Source organism: Bacillus norwichensis (genome assembly GCF_014836955.1).
Classification (GTDB): domain Bacteria; phylum Bacillota; class Bacilli; order Bacillales; family Bacillaceae_C; genus Siminovitchia; species Siminovitchia norwichensis.
On record NZ_JACSPV010000027.1, the window covers coordinates 1 to 17,613 of the forward strand.

Annotated in this window: 14 protein-coding genes; 3 read left to right on the top strand and 11 right to left on the bottom strand. The window is 40.3% G+C overall.

The features are described from left to right. Nucleotides 1-177 precede the first annotated feature (177 nt). The 4 genes from H9631_RS14425 to H9631_RS14440 all read right to left on the bottom strand — a co-directional run bounded on the left by H9631_RS14425 (nucleotide 178) and on the right by H9631_RS14440 (nucleotide 4,934). Nucleotides 178-1,227: an LLM class flavin-dependent oxidoreductase gene (locus H9631_RS14425; RefSeq protein WP_191813963.1), complete on the bottom strand. Its 1,050-nt coding sequence runs from the start codon at nucleotides 1,225-1,227 to the stop codon at nucleotides 178-180. Nucleotides 1,228-1,331: 104 nt separating this feature from the next. Then, nucleotides 1,332-1,673 (bottom strand): zinc ribbon domain-containing protein YjdM, encoded by a 342-nt coding sequence (locus H9631_RS14430; protein WP_191813965.1) that lies wholly within the window; start codon nucleotides 1,671-1,673, stop codon nucleotides 1,332-1,334. A gap of 187 nt (nucleotides 1,674-1,860) precedes the next feature. Next, nucleotides 1,861-3,660 (bottom strand): DUF4153 domain-containing protein, encoded by a 1,800-nt coding sequence (locus H9631_RS14435; RefSeq protein ID WP_225221056.1) that lies wholly within the window; start codon nucleotides 3,658-3,660, stop codon nucleotides 1,861-1,863. A 227-nt stretch (nucleotides 3,661-3,887) separates the two neighbouring features. Continuing rightward, nucleotides 3,888-4,934, bottom strand: a complete 1,047-nt coding sequence (locus tag H9631_RS14440) for an NAD(P)/FAD-dependent oxidoreductase (protein WP_191813969.1) — start codon at nucleotides 4,932-4,934, stop codon at nucleotides 3,888-3,890. Nucleotides 4,935-5,273: 339 nt separating this feature from the next. Between H9631_RS14440 and H9631_RS14445 the strand changes: the two genes are divergently transcribed. Next, entirely contained in the window at nucleotides 5,274-6,047 is a 774-nt protein-coding gene (locus H9631_RS14445; protein ID WP_191813971.1) for an alpha/beta hydrolase, read from the top strand. A 359-nt stretch (nucleotides 6,048-6,406) separates the two neighbouring features. Here the strand turns inward: H9631_RS14445 and H9631_RS14450 are convergent, their stop codons facing one another. After that, nucleotides 6,407-7,900, bottom strand: coding sequence for a sodium:solute symporter family protein (locus H9631_RS14450; protein WP_191813973.1), 1,494 nt, complete (start codon nucleotides 7,898-7,900; stop codon nucleotides 6,407-6,409). 214 nt (nucleotides 7,901-8,114) lie between these two features. Further along, nucleotides 8,115-9,227 carry a class II histone deacetylase gene (locus tag H9631_RS14455; RefSeq protein ID WP_191813974.1) on the bottom strand — a complete coding sequence of 371 codons (1,113 nt, stop codon included), beginning with the start codon at nucleotides 9,225-9,227 and terminating at the stop codon, nucleotides 8,115-8,117. Between the two features lie 204 nt (nucleotides 9,228-9,431). Here H9631_RS14455 and H9631_RS14460 point away from each other — a divergent pair, with 204 nt between their 5' ends. Together H9631_RS14460 and H9631_RS14465 are read left to right on the top strand one after the other, a co-directional pair. Next, nucleotides 9,432-10,661 carry a sigma-54 interaction domain-containing protein gene (locus tag H9631_RS14460; RefSeq protein WP_318246815.1) on the top strand — a complete coding sequence of 410 codons (1,230 nt, stop codon included), beginning with the start codon at nucleotides 9,432-9,434 and terminating at the stop codon, nucleotides 10,659-10,661. Further along, nucleotides 10,662-11,477: a carbon-nitrogen hydrolase family protein gene (locus H9631_RS14465; RefSeq protein WP_191813976.1), complete on the top strand. Its 816-nt coding sequence runs from the start codon at nucleotides 10,662-10,664 to the stop codon at nucleotides 11,475-11,477. Nucleotides 11,478-11,617: 140 nt separating this feature from the next. On the opposite strand, the gene H9631_RS14470 is transcribed toward H9631_RS14465, so the two are convergent. The 5 genes from H9631_RS14470 to H9631_RS14485 all read right to left on the bottom strand — a co-directional run bounded on the left by H9631_RS14470 (nucleotide 11,618) and on the right by H9631_RS14485 (nucleotide 17,522). Beyond that, nucleotides 11,618-12,106, bottom strand: a complete 489-nt coding sequence (locus H9631_RS14470; protein ID WP_318246816.1) for a metallophosphoesterase family protein — start codon at nucleotides 12,104-12,106, stop codon at nucleotides 11,618-11,620. A gap of 164 nt (nucleotides 12,107-12,270) precedes the next feature. Next, a complete protein-coding gene (nhaC, locus tag H9631_RS14475; RefSeq protein WP_191813979.1) occupies nucleotides 12,271-13,689 on the bottom strand; it encodes a Na+/H+ antiporter NhaC in 1,419 nt (472 codons plus the stop codon). A gap of 214 nt (nucleotides 13,690-13,903) precedes the next feature. After that, nucleotides 13,904-15,271, bottom strand: coding sequence for an aspartate aminotransferase family protein (locus H9631_RS14480; RefSeq protein ID WP_191813981.1), 1,368 nt, complete (start codon nucleotides 15,269-15,271; stop codon nucleotides 13,904-13,906). Nucleotides 15,272-15,449: 178 nt separating this feature from the next. Next, nucleotides 15,450-15,590 carry a hypothetical protein gene (locus H9631_RS22395; RefSeq protein ID WP_225221057.1) on the bottom strand — a complete coding sequence of 47 codons (141 nt, stop codon included), beginning with the start codon at nucleotides 15,588-15,590 and terminating at the stop codon, nucleotides 15,450-15,452. Nucleotides 15,591-15,749: 159 nt separating this feature from the next. After that, nucleotides 15,750-17,522 carry a sigma-54 interaction domain-containing protein gene (locus H9631_RS14485; RefSeq protein WP_191813983.1) on the bottom strand — a complete coding sequence of 591 codons (1,773 nt, stop codon included), beginning with the start codon at nucleotides 17,520-17,522 and terminating at the stop codon, nucleotides 15,750-15,752. Nucleotides 17,523-17,613: the final 91 nt, after the last annotated feature.

Consider the following 17,613-nt stretch of genomic DNA (forward strand, 5'->3'; position numbering starts at 1 on the left):
AAGGCTTTGCTTTTTTTAGCGTTTTTCAGGAAGGTATACTTACAGAATATTAAAACATCGTTTATGCAACGCTAGTGGTACAATATATTAAATTATTTTCCAATAGTCAAATAGTTCTATTATTCATTTTTTATAGACGAAAAAAGACAGCTCCTTAAAAAAGGAACTGCCTTGTTACTACTCCTCCATTTCCCACTTCTTTACTTCCTCGCGCACAAGCGGCGCCACTTCTGTTCCAAGAAGTTCAATTGACCTCATCACTTGATCATGAGGCATTGTACCCAGTGGAACATGCATCATGAAGCGGGTAATTCCAACTTCTTTACGAAGATGGATAATTTTTTGGGCAACAGTTTCCGGATCGCCTACATACAATGCTCCCTCCGGGCTTCTCGCTGCATCAAAGCTTTCCCGGCTATAATGGCCCCATCCTCTTTCTCGTCCAAGTACATTCATTACCTGTTGGGTAGATGGGAAGAATTTCTCCGCGGCCTCTTCTGTTGTATCAGCTACAAATCCGTGTGAATGCGAAGCAACCGGAAGCTTTGTAATATCGTGCCCTGACTGGGCCGCTGCCCTTTTATAAATTTCCACTAAAGGAGCAAACTGTACCGGCCTGCCTCCGATAATGGCAAGAACAAGCGGCAATCCCAAAATGCCGGCCCTGATGACGGATTGAGTATTTCCTCCACTTCCAATCCATATAGGTAAAGGATCTTGCACTGGCCGCGGATATACTCCAAGATTGTCAATAGCCGGACGGTGTCCGCCTCTCCATGTCACCTTTTCGGATTCACGTATCTTCAACAACAGCTCAAGTTTCTCCTCATACAGCTCATCGTAATCTTTTAAATCATAACCAAATAAAGGAAAAGACTCAATGAATGAACCGCGTCCAGCCATGATCTCCGCGCGCCCATTTGAAATCCCATCAAGCATAGAAAAGTCTTGGAATACACGAACAGGATCATCGGAAGAAAGCACGGTAACTGCACTAGTCAGCCGGATCCTTTTCGTCTGAGGAGCAGCAGCGGCCAGCAAAATGGCTGGTGACGACGCTGCAAAATCTTCCCGATGATGCTCCCCTACACCGAACACGTCCAATCCCACCTCGTCAGCCAAAACAATCTCTTCAACCACTTCACGCAATCTCTCTGCGTGGCTGATTACTTTTCCAGTTTTCGGATCAGGAGTGGTTTCTACAAACGTTGTAATACCTATTTCCATTGGGCATTCCTCCAAGTAAAGGTTACAAAAAGTAATATACTTATTTTGAAGTATCAACTTTAATTACACAAGTTATTTGACCCGAGGAAGGGACCTAACTATCGTTATGCCTTTTTAACAAACTCAGATTTGAGTTGCATAGCTCCAAATCCGTCAATTTTACAGTCGATATCGTGATCTCCTTCAACGAGACGGATGTTCTTTACCTTTGTCCCTATTTTTACAACCGAGGAACTTCCCTTCACTTTTAGATCCTTGATAACAGTAACAGTATCACCGTCCTGAAGCACGTTTCCATGAGCATCTTTCACCACTTGTGGGTCATTACCGCTTTCGTCTTCCACTCCTGCCTTCCACTCATTTCCGCATTCCGGGCACACCAGAACATCTCTATCCTCGTATGTATATTCCGATTGACATTTTGGGCAGTTTGGCAAATTAGACATTATATTTCCCCCATTTTCATTTATATAGTACCATGTTCCTAACATCCATATACTGTCACAGTTTTTACCTATTGACAAGGAGATCTGTGACTCTCTATCCGTAAAGGAATCGTGTTCCAAAAAAGCTGGCTAAAAGCGCCTCCCAATTACTCAGCAACACAGCAACAGGAGACGCTTCTTGAACTTCCTATTTTATCTGAATGAATACATATAAATCAGCATCATACCGAGAATTGTAGTAACCAACATGATTAGCAACAATGCTCATCCTAACCGCATCATTCTCTTCAGTCACAGTAGCTTCCTTTACGGATAAACTCTCCCCTTTCAACTCTTTCTGATTATTAATTATGCGTTCAAAAGCCTTTTTCGCGTCAAATCGCATAAGCTCCTGATTACTTTCATCCACCAGAATCAGGAAAATACTTTCTTCATCAACCAGGTTCTTAAGCTTGTAATTTTTATTATCTAATTTTAACGGAATGACATCTCCAGCATCTTTTGACTTTTGGTAGCCGTCAATATAGAGATTGACCATTCGGTCGTAATTCTCGATATTCAAAGCCGGACTTCGCTCCCAATCTAAGTTTGCGTATTGGTTATCATTCTTTTCTTCATTCGTTTCATCATACGTTTCCTTAAACCCAAAGGTATTTTTAAAATTCTCATAGTGAAAAACCTTATCCGGCAACCAGTCAATGTCATCTATATAATCCATGCTGTCCAAATAACTAACCGTTCTTGTAATAGTTTTCTTATCTTTAGTGGAAATGTCCGCATTTGGAATAATCTCCCCGTTTTCAAGCATTCCGTTTTCTGACAGTGTACTTTTCAACAGATTCATTTGATTTTCACGGCTTATTGTAAAAGCATCTATAGGCGGGACAATGGAAATCGCGGAGAAAACAATTAAAACAGCCGCTATTACCCCGTTTTTCCGGATAGGAAAAAAGCTAAAAAGCACCCCCGCGATAACAGCGAAAACGCCGAACAAGATGACATAGTATCGTCCATATGTGATACCCATTTCTCCAATTCTCAAAATGGAAGCAATCGTCTGGAACAATACTATCGGAATTAACACTTTCGGGAAAATTTTTCTAAATAGAGCTGCAAATTGATTCTCCAAGTTACTTGCCAGGATATACACCAAAATAACCGTGACGGCATATGAAACAAGCATCGGTTCTAGTAGATTGTTCGTCCAGAAATCACCACTGATATTCAGAAGGACATACGCAAGAAGAATCACTGTATATATGGCGGTCAACGGAATGATAATATATGAAATCAAAATCCCCAACAATTTCGGCGTATCGACTGCTTTTGCCACCTGATCCATTTGAGGGACCTGGTCTCCTTTTATCCTGTTGGCATCCTTTTTACCAGGATAAGGAGGGGTAAAAGACAGAAAGAAAATAGGAGCAAACAAAGAGAAAACAATATTCAGAACATGCTCGTAAGCTTTATAATCCAGTGAGAATAAAAGTTGGTCCACAGCTAGTAAAATGGAACTAAGGCCGATTGAAATCACAGCTGTAAAAAGAACCGTAATAAAAAACGCCTTAAACACGGACATAAAACTTTGATTAAACGTAACCACACTCTTGATAGAAGGAACCAATATAAATACCATCATCAGTGCAAATATGACAACACTCGTTTTTGTTCCCATTTCCATGTTGAAAGTGGATGCAGACCGAATGGCAAAGAAGTATCCAGCTGTTAAAATTACTGATGCCCCCATAAGTAGGAGTCGTTCACTTATTCTCGTAAAAAAGCGTTCAAATATTTGTTGGGCCACCACACTCAACAGTGCACCAATCACGAAAGTGAACAGATATTTCGAATAATTTTCAACCTCATTGTTAATCATATTCATATTTACTGTAGCTGCTGCCAGTAGAAAAACCATCGTCAATGGATAACGGTTGACGGCCTCTATTAGACCCATCAGCTTTTCCCTCAAGCTCTTGACCACATTCATCAACATCACCTTTTTCCTTTTTATTCGGAATAGATTTTCTTTTATGTTATTCACAAAAGCCTGTTTAAATGAGAAGTTGACCGCCTTTCCTTGATGTTACTACCAAATGAAGAAACTGTACATAGTTCTTATTATAAAAGAAAAGAGCTTCAATTTGCCTAGGACTGCATCCCGTTACCAAATTGAAAGCTCCTTGATTCGCTTTTGTTCATCAGTCGTTCAGTTTTTCATCGCATAGCTTGCTTCACTAGCTCTCGATTTTTCTCCCTAAACAGCTCATTATGTGAGGATACTCTACCGGTCTCATCTGAATCCGGCATAATAAATTGCTTTGCTTTATTCACTGCGTTTGCTGCGTCCTGAAATGCTCCTGCAATTAAATGAAGCTTTCCTTCATGATATAAAATATCTCCTGCAGCAAAAAGCCCTGGGACAGCCGTTTCACTCATTGGAGTACCCGAGATGAAGTAATCGTCCTTCAATTTAATATTGAGACCGTTATTGGACATTAATTCATTATCTCGTTCAAAACCATGATTGATGATCACTTCATCAACATCAAGCTCAATTCTGTTTCCCTCTTCGGAATTTACCAATACCACTTTCTCAATACTTTCATGGTTCGTCCCCGCGATTAGCTTTTCAATCGTTGTATTTAATAAACATTCAACTGAACTATTGAATAATCGAGTGACTTCAGCTTCATGTCCTTTTAATTGATCCTTCCTGTACGTCAAAAAGATCTTCTTGGCAATTGGCTCTAATTCATTTGCCCAGTCAATAGCAGCGTTCCCGCCACCCGAAATTAATACTGTCTTGTTTTTAAAACGTTCCAGTGATTTTACAGTGTAGTGCAAATTGCTCACTTCAAAACGTTCTGCACCCTCGATTTCTAATTTTATCGGATTTAATATCCCGCCGCCCACTGCTACGATAACTGTCTTGGAATAGTGCTTCTGATTTGAGGCAGTTTGAATAACAAAATGACCACTATTATCTTTATCAATAGACACTACTTTTTCACCCAGAACAACTTCTGGATCAAATGTTAGACCCTGTTGAATCGTTTGATGAATTAACTGCTCGCCTGAGATGGGCGTAAGCCCTCCTACATCCCAGATCATTTTCTCGGGATAAACGTGTACCTTGCCGCCCAAATATGGTTGAAATTCGATAATTTTAGTTTTCATTTCCCTCAAGCCACTATAGAAAGCAGAAAAAAGTCCTGCTGGTCCCCCTCCAATAATCGTTACATCATACATTTGCTCATCCATTTTATAAACCTCTTTTCATAAATTGAATTCAAGAATACTCCGAAGCCTAAGCTCCTAATATTAATTTCTACAGTTTTTCTGCAAACCATAAAAATCTTAAAACAGTTGGATATAAAAAATTAATTGTGCATGACTACACTTAAACCGAATATAGAGCAAACCTGTTATATCCCTTGCCAAATGCTAGTAGGTTTTAAAATAGTGATTGCTCTTCCAAAATAAAGAACCGTATATTATGATTATATTGATACTGAGAATCATTTTCAACTATGTTCACAATTTTATATTATCCTTACCGAAATTGGGAAAACGAATAAACACTGATTGTGAGGAATGTACATGATTCTATTTCATTCTGAGAAGATCGCCCATTACGAAATTCGTGTGATATTACCTTCCGGATATGACAGCACCAAGCAATACCGGACTATTTATATGCATGATGGAGGAGACACTGCCATTCAATGTGTGGATTATATTGATCATTTAATCATTTCGGGCCAAATTGAACCGCTTATTATTATCGGAATTGAACCCAATGATCGGCACAATGACTATACTCCTTGGGCAGCGCCATCTCTTGCACCGCACACCCCTATGTTCGGCGGGCAAGCCAAAGCCTACTTGCAGACAGTTGTTACGAAAATAAAACCTTATATAGATGCTCATTATGCTACAAATCCAGCACCTTCGCATACGGCAATATCTGGATGCTCATTTGGCGGACTGGTTTCTATTTTCGCTTCTTATTATTATCCGGAAGTGTTTCATCAGTATATTTCATTATCCGCCTCTTTTTGGTATAAAGATGTATTGCAATTTATTCAAGGAAAACAAGTCAATCGTCAAGAACACACTTATATCAAACCAACTGTTAATCGGGAAAATCATCAACTGTATTTATACGTTGGGGAATTAGAGGGAATCTATAAAGATACAATTCAAGCTCATATGGTGGACTATACAAAAAAGGCACATCGTGAATTTATCGAGGAAGGCTATTTAGAATCAAAATTATTATTTGAGCTAAACCCTGAGGGGACTCATGATGATCTTTTTTTCTCTAAATACTTTATTCGGGCGCTTCATTGGTTATACGAGAATAAAAGTTAATTCCTCTCTTTTTCGTTGATAAAATAGTGTTTACCTATGGGAAACGTAAATCACAAAACATCCCTTCTTGATCAGGTCATAATACTAAGATCAAACGAAGGGATGCTCAACGGCTAATACTTTGCCCAATTCTTTACGAAAATGAGGCGACAGATTTCATTATCTTGAGGTCAGTTTTTAGTTTTCTTATCCTCAGAGGCATTCAATTCTAGTTTCTTTGCTAAAGAACCCAAGGCTTTATTCATTCAAGCTGTTAAGAAACTTCCTTTAAGAGAATTGACACCATCAGGCTAGTCCATACTCGCTGTTTCTCAAACAATTATAACTATAGCCAAAGTATTTTCTACCGTATGTTAAGCCTATAGCGCTTTGAGGCTTGATTTTTCCTCCGTCTCAACTTCTTGTCCAGAATAGGTTGCTAAGGTGTCAAATAAGCCTTCTACATGTTCTTGCTTTTTCGTTAATAAAGAAACGACAACATATAAGATTAGATTGTATAATAATCCGACACTTCCGGCAGACCAGCTGCCAGCCCAATTAGTTAGCCAAGGGAATATGCCGGCAGTTAAAACAACTAACATACCTACAACCGTTCCAATGAATGCGCCATATACATTTCCTCGTTTCCAAAAAAGACCGAGAACCATTGGTACCGCAACTTGAACAATACAATCATAAACATAAAGAATAATAGAAACCAAGCGGCCTATTTCTAGTGTGGCTATCCCTATAGCAATTAACCCTACAAATAATGTGGCCATTTTTGAAACTCTTAATGTTTGTTCCCTGGAAAGCTTCAAAGGAGCAAGTATATTTTTCCCTATCATTACTGCCGCTGTAAGGGTTGCTGCACTTATCGTTGACATACTAGCGGCCAATGCGAATACTCCCATAAGCCCTAATGCTACAGGCCCTCCAAACTGATCTGCAATCCAGAATGCTCCGCTTTGTGCATCTTCCGGAAAACCGGTCAGCAACCCTGAACCAAGACCGAGCCATAATAAGAAAATGGTAAATACTGCTCCGATGAAAGGAACGATTAATACTGCTTTTTTAGACTCCGTTACGTTCTTTGTCATATACATGCGAATGAATACACCTGGCATCATCATACCACCTAACGCTCCAATGATAATTGCCGAACTCCATGTTCCATAACCGACACTATCTGAAATAACCAATAACTCTGGAGCAACTTCGGCTATTTGCTTAAACATTGGTGTAATACCGCCATATGCCTGAAACATTAAATATAAAACGAGGGCTGTTCCTACAATTGTAAAGAATACTCCTTGAACAAGGGCCCCGACAGCACTTGCCCGTGCTCCACCAAGCCAACAATACACAATAACAAACAAGCTCACTAACACGAGTCCCAGATTAAATGAAACCGTTCCATATGTGGCGGCAGAGATGAGATAACCAATGGTCTTGATTTCAACGATCAACCATGGGCTCCAAAATAAAAATGTTGTAATGGCAATAAAAGTACCGAATTTTTTACTTCCATATCTCAGCTCTGCAAGGTCCGCATTTGTTTCAAGTTGGTACTCTTTTCCCCAAATCCAAACTGGACGAACAATTGTATACATCATAACCATTGAACCCAAGGAGTAAAGTGCCAAATATTGTGCGAATAAACCTAGATTGGCTGAGTCAGCAAACCATCCAGTATACATGGCCCCAACATACCATGCTCCAATAAACCCGAACATACTCAAATACCAAGGAAACGACCTGCCACCAACAGCGAATTCTTCAAGAGAGTCTTGTTTTCTATGAGCAAGCTTGATGATAACTGCATTAATAATGAAGAACCCGATAATCACTCCAATTGCGATTAATGCATTCATTCAAGTTCTCCTCTCTTCTCTTCGACTTTGTACCAAATAGTAAGTAGGATACAAACTGCTAGAACAACGAGCAAAATCCAAAATTGAACGAAAGGAAGACCTATCACCCATGGATCGATTCTGTTAAAGAATCTAAAAAATGGCGGAAAAACGATAGTACTTAATACGGCCCATATAGAACAGAAAAAAATAAGTGTGACTGTTCCTCTCCTCACTAAACTTTCAACTCCTTAAATATTGTAGGGAACATCTTTCTAATTTCATTTAATATAGGGTCAATGACTGGATTAAAATCGGAATACGGAAGAAGTTTCTCTATCTCGGCCTGCCATGAAAGACTTTTTTCTAATAATCCTTCAACGACTCCAAGTGTAGCAATTGGAAAATAAGGCAAACTATATCCACCCTCCTGTACAACGACCAATCTACTGTCACAATGAATTGCGGCCAGTTCCTTTATCTTTTCCGTCATCTTTTTAAATCCTTCCCTGGTAACCATCATTCTGGATAATGGATCATATATATTAGCATCTTGCCCGGCGGATACTATGATCAACTGTGGTTTAAACGTATGAACTGCAGGTGTAACAACTTGGTCAATAACCTCCATATATTCTTGATCCCCACAGCCGGGAATAAGAGGGATATTCATATTGAATCCCTTACCTGAGAGCTCACCTGTTTCGGTTATTTCTCCTCCTTCCAAGGGGTAGTTTTTATCTTGGTGGATAGAGATAAAGAAAACACTGGAATCTTGATAAAATATATCCTGTGTCCCATTCCCGTGATGTACATCCCAATCAAGGACTAAAATCCTCTCCAATCCAAATTTTTCTTTTGCATACTCGACTGCTATAGCAACATTATTAAATAAGCAGAACCCCATCGGGCTAGTCCTTGTCGCATGGTGTCCTGGAGGCCTAATCAATGCGTAAGATTGTTTAATATCTTGTTCCTCAAATACCACATCGATTGCTTTTTTCGCTCCTCCTGCTGATAATAGCGCAATTTCGTAGGAGCCCGGCGAGGATACAGCAGCTTCTCCCACCTCTGTATTGATCTTGTTTTTGCTGGCCTTTTTAACTTTTTCAACCATTTCAGTTGTATGGACCTTTAAAAGATCTTCAGCGGTGGCGAAATCAGGTCCGTAAGAAACCATTTCCTTTAACAGCCCTGTTTTTTCCAAAAGTTCATGAGCAAGACTTAGCCTGTAAGGGTTTTCAAAAGCTAGGCCAGAATCCATCTCGAATTCATCGATAGAAATGTATTTCTGTTTGCCAATATCATGTTCTTTATACCTCTCATCCCAAATCAATGCTGTTCTCATAAATTTGATTCCTCCTCATTCATTTTGCTCTATTTATATATTGCAAAGAGTATGCCAATTTAAAAAGTATTGATTTATTAACCTTTTGAAATTACAATAATGAAAATATGCATTTTCAAAATGTTTTTTCAGCAAAAACCGCTAAATTTCAAATGCAATATAACATTAAAATGTTTTTTTGCATTTGAAGAGAGGAGGAACATTGTGATTTTTCATGAGAGGGCTTCCTGGTCAATTGTTCAATTTGAAGAAGAGAACAAAGATAAAATTGATTCATATATATCGCAAACTCTAAGAAAAGGAGAGTTTTTTAAAGAAGTAGCTCAACATTTTTTACATTTAAAAGAAAGTACAGCTCAAGTTATTAGAATACAAGAAATCCCCTTCCTTCTTATCAAGAAAGAGAACCTTAAACTTTTGGGCATTTCAGCTATACATTCCTCTAACATATCGACTGAGCGCTTAAGAAAGGGGAATAACAAACAGCTTTCTTTTCAGTCTGAAAAAATGAAAGCTGTCATGGAGCTTGTCCGAAAGGTGTCTTTAGTAGATTCAACAGTTCTCATTCTTGGAAAAACAGGTGTTGGAAAAAGTCATATCGCCAAACTGATCCATCAATACAGCCAGCGGTCAAATAAACAATTGGCAATAGTAAATTGCAGTGCGATTCCCGAAACATTGATTGAGGCTGAATTATTTGGGTATACAGCAGGAAGTTTTACAGGGAGCCATAAAGATGGAAAGCCTGGAATCTTTCAATCGGTTTCGGGCGGAACGATTTTCCTGGATGAAATAGGAGAAGTCCCTTTTCATCTTCAATCAAAACTACTTGAGGTAATCCAGGAAAACAGTATAAGACCCATTGGTTCAGTTGAATCAATTCCAGTAGATGTCCGAATCATAGCAGCAACTAACCAAGATCTTGAGGGAATGGTTGAAAAGAAGTTATTTCGAGAGGATTTATACTATCGTTTAAATGTCGTACCCATTCAGATACCTCCATTATCAGAAAGAAAAGAAGATTTACAGGTCTTAATCACTCAATTTTTAAATACGTTCGGAGATAAATATGAAATGCAAAAAGTATTTACTCCCGATGTAATGAATGCGTTTTATCAGTATGATTGGCCCGGCAACGTAAGAGAGCTGGAAAATATGATCGAACGTCTCTTCATTACTTCCGAAGAGGAAGTCATTACATTAAACGATTTGCCTGAGAGCATTTCCAATTTGTCAAATAACAAACTCAGCCAGAAATCTTACTCGCCTCCTTTCTTGTCCTTAAAAGAGGCAAAGAAAAGAGCTGAAAATGCTTTAATATCAAATGCATATAACGTATATCGAAACACTTATAAAGTAGCGGAGGTACTCCAAGTGAACCAATCTACAATTGCCAGAAAGGTTAAGGAGTTACGGGAGAAAGGAGAACTTTGATTGTTAACAATCGGCTTGGCACAATTGAAAAGTTCATTTATGAACAAGCAGGATAATATTAGGACGGCTATCAAAACCATGAGAGAATGTAAGGAAAAAGCCGTCGATTTGATTGTTTTCCCGGAAATGTTTCTAACTGGATACGCCCTTAAGGAAAATGTCTATGATTTAGCTGAACCGCTGGAGGGACCAAGTCTGAAGCAATTATGTGAAGCAGCGAAGGAAAACGAAGTAGGAATCGTTATTGGTTTTCCTGAAAAACAAGAGAACCAGTATTTTAATTCGGCAGCCTTTATTCAAAAAGATGGAACTGTACAAGGCGTTTATCGAAAAGTTCATTTATTTGAGTGGGAAAAAGATATTTTCACTGCGGGAAATGATGGCCCTTTGTTTACAATTGAGGACGGAAAAATTTCTTTGATGATGACTTTTGATGCTGGCTTCCCCGAAATGTCTAGAATATATGCTCTTAATGGTGCCGAAATGATTATTGTCCTATCAGCACATGTTGTCCCTTATCAAATCTATCATAAAATTATGATGAGAGCGCGAGCATTGGAGAATCAAGTGTTTTTAGCTGTCGTTAATAAGGTCGGGTTGGAAGATCAATCTGTGTATTTTGGTGAAAGTGCCATTATCTCACCTTATGGTGATTATTTAAATAAAATAGATAATCAAGAAAAGGTTATTATTGAAAGTATCGACTTATCACTTGTATATAAGACACGAGAAAGTTTGTCCATGAAATATCTTGAAAATAGGAATTTAAGCTATTTTAAAAAGAGCAAGCTATGTAAACCTTATGAATCCAGATAAAACCCTTTAGCAAATCTCAGCCTATTTTTCCTCCATATAGACAGGAGCCGCCGATTTATAAAAGATGGCTCCTGCTCTAGCACTACATTTTCTCTTTGGACTTGACGCTCTGACATATGTTTTTGCGTCTCTCTCAACGTTTAGTCAAACAACACAATCTCAGCCCGAATTCCCTCATCAATATGCAAAAGACCATATGAATAATAAGGCATTCTCCGCTTATCAGTAGGAGATCCGGGATTCATCAGCATAGTTTTTTTAAAATAGCGAACCATGGGGATATGGGAGTGTCCGAAAATAATGATGTCCGCCTCTTCAAAAGCTTCTAAGGCGCGCTTTTCGGTTGTCTGTTTTTCGCCATGTCCATGGACAATTCCAATGGTAAAACCGTTCACTTCAATAAGCTCCTTCGCATGAAAATGTGCCCGAACCTCATCGCTATCTATATTGCCATACACGCCGACAACCTTGGAATAACTCGACAACTCTCTATAAACTCCCATTGAAACCCAATCACCCGCATGGATAATCAAGTCCGCAGTTTCACACTCTTTCAACAGAGGTGCTGGCAGCCTTTTTGCCCTTCCGGGAATATGTGTATCTGATGTCACTACGATTTTCAATTGCACCGCTCCTTGTTACTGAAGTTCTCCGTCAAAACCAGCATCCATGAAATGCTAGTTACCTTTCAGCATAACTCATCATAGCTCTAACAAATAACCTTTTAGATTATGAAAAAGGAGCTGCCCGGAAAAAGCGGCGAAGCTCACTCTCCAAGCAACTCCTTCCAAAATCATTTTGCGTAAGGCATTTCCACTTCCTCCGCCTTATCCTTTGGAAGATATTCAATTTTCAGATTCAAAAAGCCATAGATAATAGCGATCATTGGGCTAAGAAAACAGAAAAAGGCAAAAGGTGCATAAGAAAAAGAGTGCACACCCAATGTTGCAAACATAAAGGCACCACACGTATTCCACGGAACCAACGGTGATGTAACTGCCCCCCCATCTTCAATCGTCCGAGAGAGGTTTTTGATATGCAGCCCTCGCTTCTTATATTCCGATGCATACATTCGTGCAGGGAAAATCATCGCAAGATACGCATCGCATGCCAGTATGTTTGTCATCACACTAGTACCTACTGTGGTTGCAATCAGATGACCTGTAGATTTGACCATTTTTATTAAAGATTCAACGATTGTTTCTAGCGTTCCGGTCACCTCAAGGATGCCCCCATACGCCATAGCGATCATGATCAAGGAGATGGTCCAAAACATGGATTCAATGCCACCATTGTTCAGCAGGCTGTCCAAAATTTCAACACCCGTTTCTGCGGCATGTCCATAATACAATGTATTCAAAGCGTCAGTCCATGATGAGCCTTGTATGAACACCGTGCATATCGTTCCCATGAGACTTCCAATTACCAGACCTGGGATAGCTGGTATTCTTAGCGTAAGCAGCACTATGACAATCAGTGGCACGAGAAGCAGCCAAGGCGAAATGACGAATATGCCATCAAGCTGGGATTGCAAAATCGCTACTTGGTCCGGCGATCCTTTTGGTGTCAAGGTAAAGCCCATAATAGTATAGATAATAAGGGCAATCGTAATGGCCGGAACTGTTGTATACAGCAAATGCCGGATATGTTCAAAGAGGTTCAATCCGGTAATTCCTGCAGCCAAATTGGTCATTTCAGACATCGGAGAAATTTTATCTCCAAAGTAACATCCTGATATGACAGCGCCCGCCGCCATTGCTGAACTGATTCCAAATCCTTCCGCCATACCCATGATAGCGATTCCAATTGTCCCTGCAGATGTCCAGGCATTTCCGGATGAAACGGAAACAACCATACAAATAAGGCAGGCGGCGACTAGAAAAAAAGTCGGTGACAATAATTTTAGACCATAATAAATCATAGAAGCCACGACCCCTCCTGATGTCCAGGAGCCAATCAAGGCCCCAATTACCATCAAGATTAAAATCGCCTGAATAGGCAGTACGACTGTTTTCAGCATTCCCTTTTCAATATCTTTCCAAGAGTGACCCAAGCTTAAGCCTAGAACCGTAGCTACAATCGCACTGGCCAAGAGAGGAATTTGCGGGTCCAGCTTAAGAAAAAAGATACCAACCAACAGAGCTAACATCATGAACACAATTGGGATCAGCGCAACTAACAAGGTTGGCTTCCTTGGTTCTTTTGTTTTCATATCTCTCCTCTTTTCATCATTATTTAACTTTATTCTGCAGAAGTCTCCGGCGGTGAGATAAATGCGTATTGGTATTCCATTCAGTAGGGGTCAAACCCCGGCTGAATGAAGTTAAAGCCTTCGTCGGATGCCACAGACTCTCAGAGGAAATGTATCGGGCTTAAGCTCGATACATCTGGGCTCAGATACGCCAAGACGCAGATTCAGAAAGCAACTAAGCCTGCACGACGGAGCTTTCAAGCAATGATTCTACGCTTTCACGGAAAATTTGCGTATGATAATCAACATCTGTTTCCTTCGTTTGAGAAGAAATAAGAGCCATATTATGAAATGGGGTCATAAGAATTCCACGGTTCAATGCATAAAGATGCATATATCGGTCAAGTTCAAAATCCACTGCCGCAGCAGCTTCTCCACCATTTCTTGGTGCAGTCTCACGGAACCAGTACTCTGTTCGACAGCCAAGACGTTTGACAATCCAAGGGAGGTTTTTCTCCTTGATCACTGATTCGACTCCAGCAGAGAATTGCTCCGCTAGTGAAATATTCCGCTCGTAAAATTCGTCCGTAAGGACATTTTCCATTGTGGCTCTCATCGCGGCCATCGATAGTGCGTTTCCTGCAAGTGTGCCGCCAATACCGCCTGTATCGGAATCCTCCAAGCTGATCAAGCCTTTCATACGCTGTGCTACCTCTTCGCTGAATCCATAAACAGCTGTCGGAATTCCTGAACCAATCGCTTTTCCGACTGTCAGCATGTCCGGCTCCAAACCGTGTGCTCCCGTATAGCCTCCAGGTCCAGCACTCATTGTGTGAGTTTCATCGTAAATAAGCAATGTACCAGTGCGTCTTGTTATCTCTCTTAAGGCTTCTAAAAAGCCTGGTTCAGGGTGAATAATTCCAATATTAGTCATGACTGGCTCAGCCAAGACACAAGCTACGTCCCCCGGTGCGAGCGCTTTTTCCAAAGCTTCAATGTCATTAAACTCCACTACTTTTGTCGTTTCTGTCGGATCGACCTGTGGGCCGATATTACCGGCTCGGCTGGAAAGCTTACCATCTTCCAAAGTAATGAAAGATTCATCAACCGTACCGTGATAGCAATAATTGAATACTAAAACATACTTGCGCTTCGTGATATGACGAGCCAATCTAAGTGAGAAGCGGTTAGCATCCGTAGCGGAAATCGCCACCTGCCAATAAGGAAGACCAAAACGCTTCTTCAGCTCTTTCCCGACCCAAATGGCATCCTCTGTAGGAAGCATAAACGTAACGCCGTTTTGAATGCGCTCTGTAATGGCTGGTACTGCCCCTTCTGGTGCATGACCAGTCATGGAACCAGTATCTCCAAGACAGAAGTCGATGAATTTATTTCCATCCACATCAGTAAAGTAAGCCCCAGATGCCTCTTTTACAAAAACTGGATAACTTCCAGCCCACTTTACCATCCAATTCATTGGTACACCATCAATATAATTGGATTTCGCCTGCTCAAATAATTCCTTGGATTTTGGATGCTTCTTCTCGAATAATTCCAATTCCTTTTCCAGTAGCTGCGCTAGCTTCTCTTTGTTGATCTCCATGTATTTCATCCTCCTGAATTTTCGATGTCAGTATATATAAAGCAATTTGCATGCCAACTAAAAGAGCATAGGCTCCTTCTCATTAGGAGGAAGATTTTCGGGGGCGACTGCTTTCGGCACAGGCTCATTACTTTTAGCAACGTTTGACTTTTGAAATTTAATCTGAACTTACAGCCGTCTAATAGAGCATTGCGAGCTGCCCCATCCTGCCGCTTCCCTTACACTGATCATCCTGTTTGATGGCTTCGCCGATAACACCTAAGCCCCAGGGACCGTTCATCAAAGATAGCTTGAAAATATATTTATCTTTTTTTAACATGCTTTAGCCACAAAGGCTCATCATGAATTCCATCAGTAATTTGTCATTTTTGACAAACGAGGATGTCATTTTACTTAAAACAAAAAATAAAAAAACGGGCGCTACGCCCGTAAACGCTTAATTTGTCATTTTTGACAAATTAATTGTTATTTTTGACAACTATTTAACGATCCCCAATTCTCTTATTCTCCTATATAAAGTAGATTCACTGATACCTAGTATAGCCGCGACCTTTCTCTTGTCTTGGACCGAATAACCGTTTTCCTGTAAATGCTTCGTTATGATCTGCTTCTCATAGACATCAAGCTGTTCTCTTAATGAAGTGCTTCCCATTCCACTGTAGGAACGCAAAATTCTTCCAGGCAAGCTTTGTTTAGAGATTAAGTGGTCTGTTTCAATATTCACCGCATATTCCACTGCATTTTCCAATTCTCTTATGTTACCCGGCCACTGGTAGGAAACTAGCAGTTCCATCGCTTCCTGCTCAAATCCTCTAATTTTCTTGCCAATCAAGTCATTGTATTTTTGGAGAGCATGGTGAAGTAACAGCGGGATGTCCTCCTTCCGTTCAAACAGAGACGGGATCTTAATAGGAATGACATTTAAACGGAAATAAAGGTCCTCCCGAAACTCTCCGTCTTGCATCATCTGCTCTAAATCTCTATTGGTCGCTGCAATTACTCGTACATCAATGGGGATTACCCTTGTTCCCCCCACTCTTTCAATCTCCCGATGTTGCAGCACATGAAGCAGCTTGACCTGCAAATGAAGGGACAGGTCCCCAATTTCGTCCAAGAATATTGTTCCATCGTGAGCCAGCTCAAACTTTCCGACTTTCCCGGATTTGCTTGCGCCAGTAAATGCACCGCCCTCATACCCAAACAGCTCGCTTTCTAGCAACGTGTCTGGGATGGCTGCACAATTTACCATGATCATTGATTTATTCTTTCTTGGGCTTGCATAATGAATAGCCTTCGCCAAAAGGCCTTTTCCTGTTCCACTTGCGCCTGTAATCAGTACAGTGGAATTACTAGGGGCAATTTTTTCAGCTTGGCGCTTCAGCTCTTTGACTTTACCACTTGTTCCCAAGATTTCCTGGAAGGAAGAATGCTCATTGCTTTCGGTTATTTCATAAACCATTTTGCGAACATCGGCGATGTCGCGAAAGTACACAACAGCTCCAGTTACTTGTCTGCCATTATCCTCTGTCCTGTTAAAAATAAGGTTAACAGTTGTAAAAAAATGCATGGCCTTGGCCCGTCCCGACTTCCCTTTATAAAACTCCTCCTGGTCAGCGTATCCTTCTCCTGTTTCCAACGCGGCTAAAACAGGGGATTCTGGCCAGATGGTGTCCAAATGTTGGCCAATAAGATTGTCTCTTTCCATATTAATGAGCTGTTCCGCTGAATGATTGCAGAGGGTGATCATTCCCCGCTTATTTACTACAACAATCCCGTCACGGCTCGTCTCAACAATTATTTTAAGCTCATCGGATATTTTTGTTTCTGCTATTTTACTGGAAAGCAAATCGGCCATTCTTCTTAAAAAGACAAGTAGATTATTTTTATTATGCAGCATCACCATCTGCTGTTCCTTTGTAAAAGCGACCATGCCAATTAACCCGATAATCTGCGTGTCTATTTTTATCGGGCAACATACTTCCGCCAGTTCATTTTCAACAGCATGGTAAAATGGATTGCTTTGTGCATCCTCCACAATATACTCGGTTCCTTTTTTTAAGATTTGGCTGTATATATAGCCAGAATCTAAATCTCCGTCTTCCTCCATCTGTCCTACTTTTTCTCGGTATCGACCTGTTCCTGCCACAATTCTCAATTGCTCATCGATGATTTCGACTTCGATACCGATGGCCGCTGTAATGGCTTCTGCAATTCCTTGAACAGTGCTTTGTATCAATCGTAAATGAGACATTCTGCTTTGAACCATCCTTTTTATTTATTCTTATTATACTGTAGCTGTTATCATCATTTGAATGGTTGGAAAGCAAAAAGGAGACAAAATA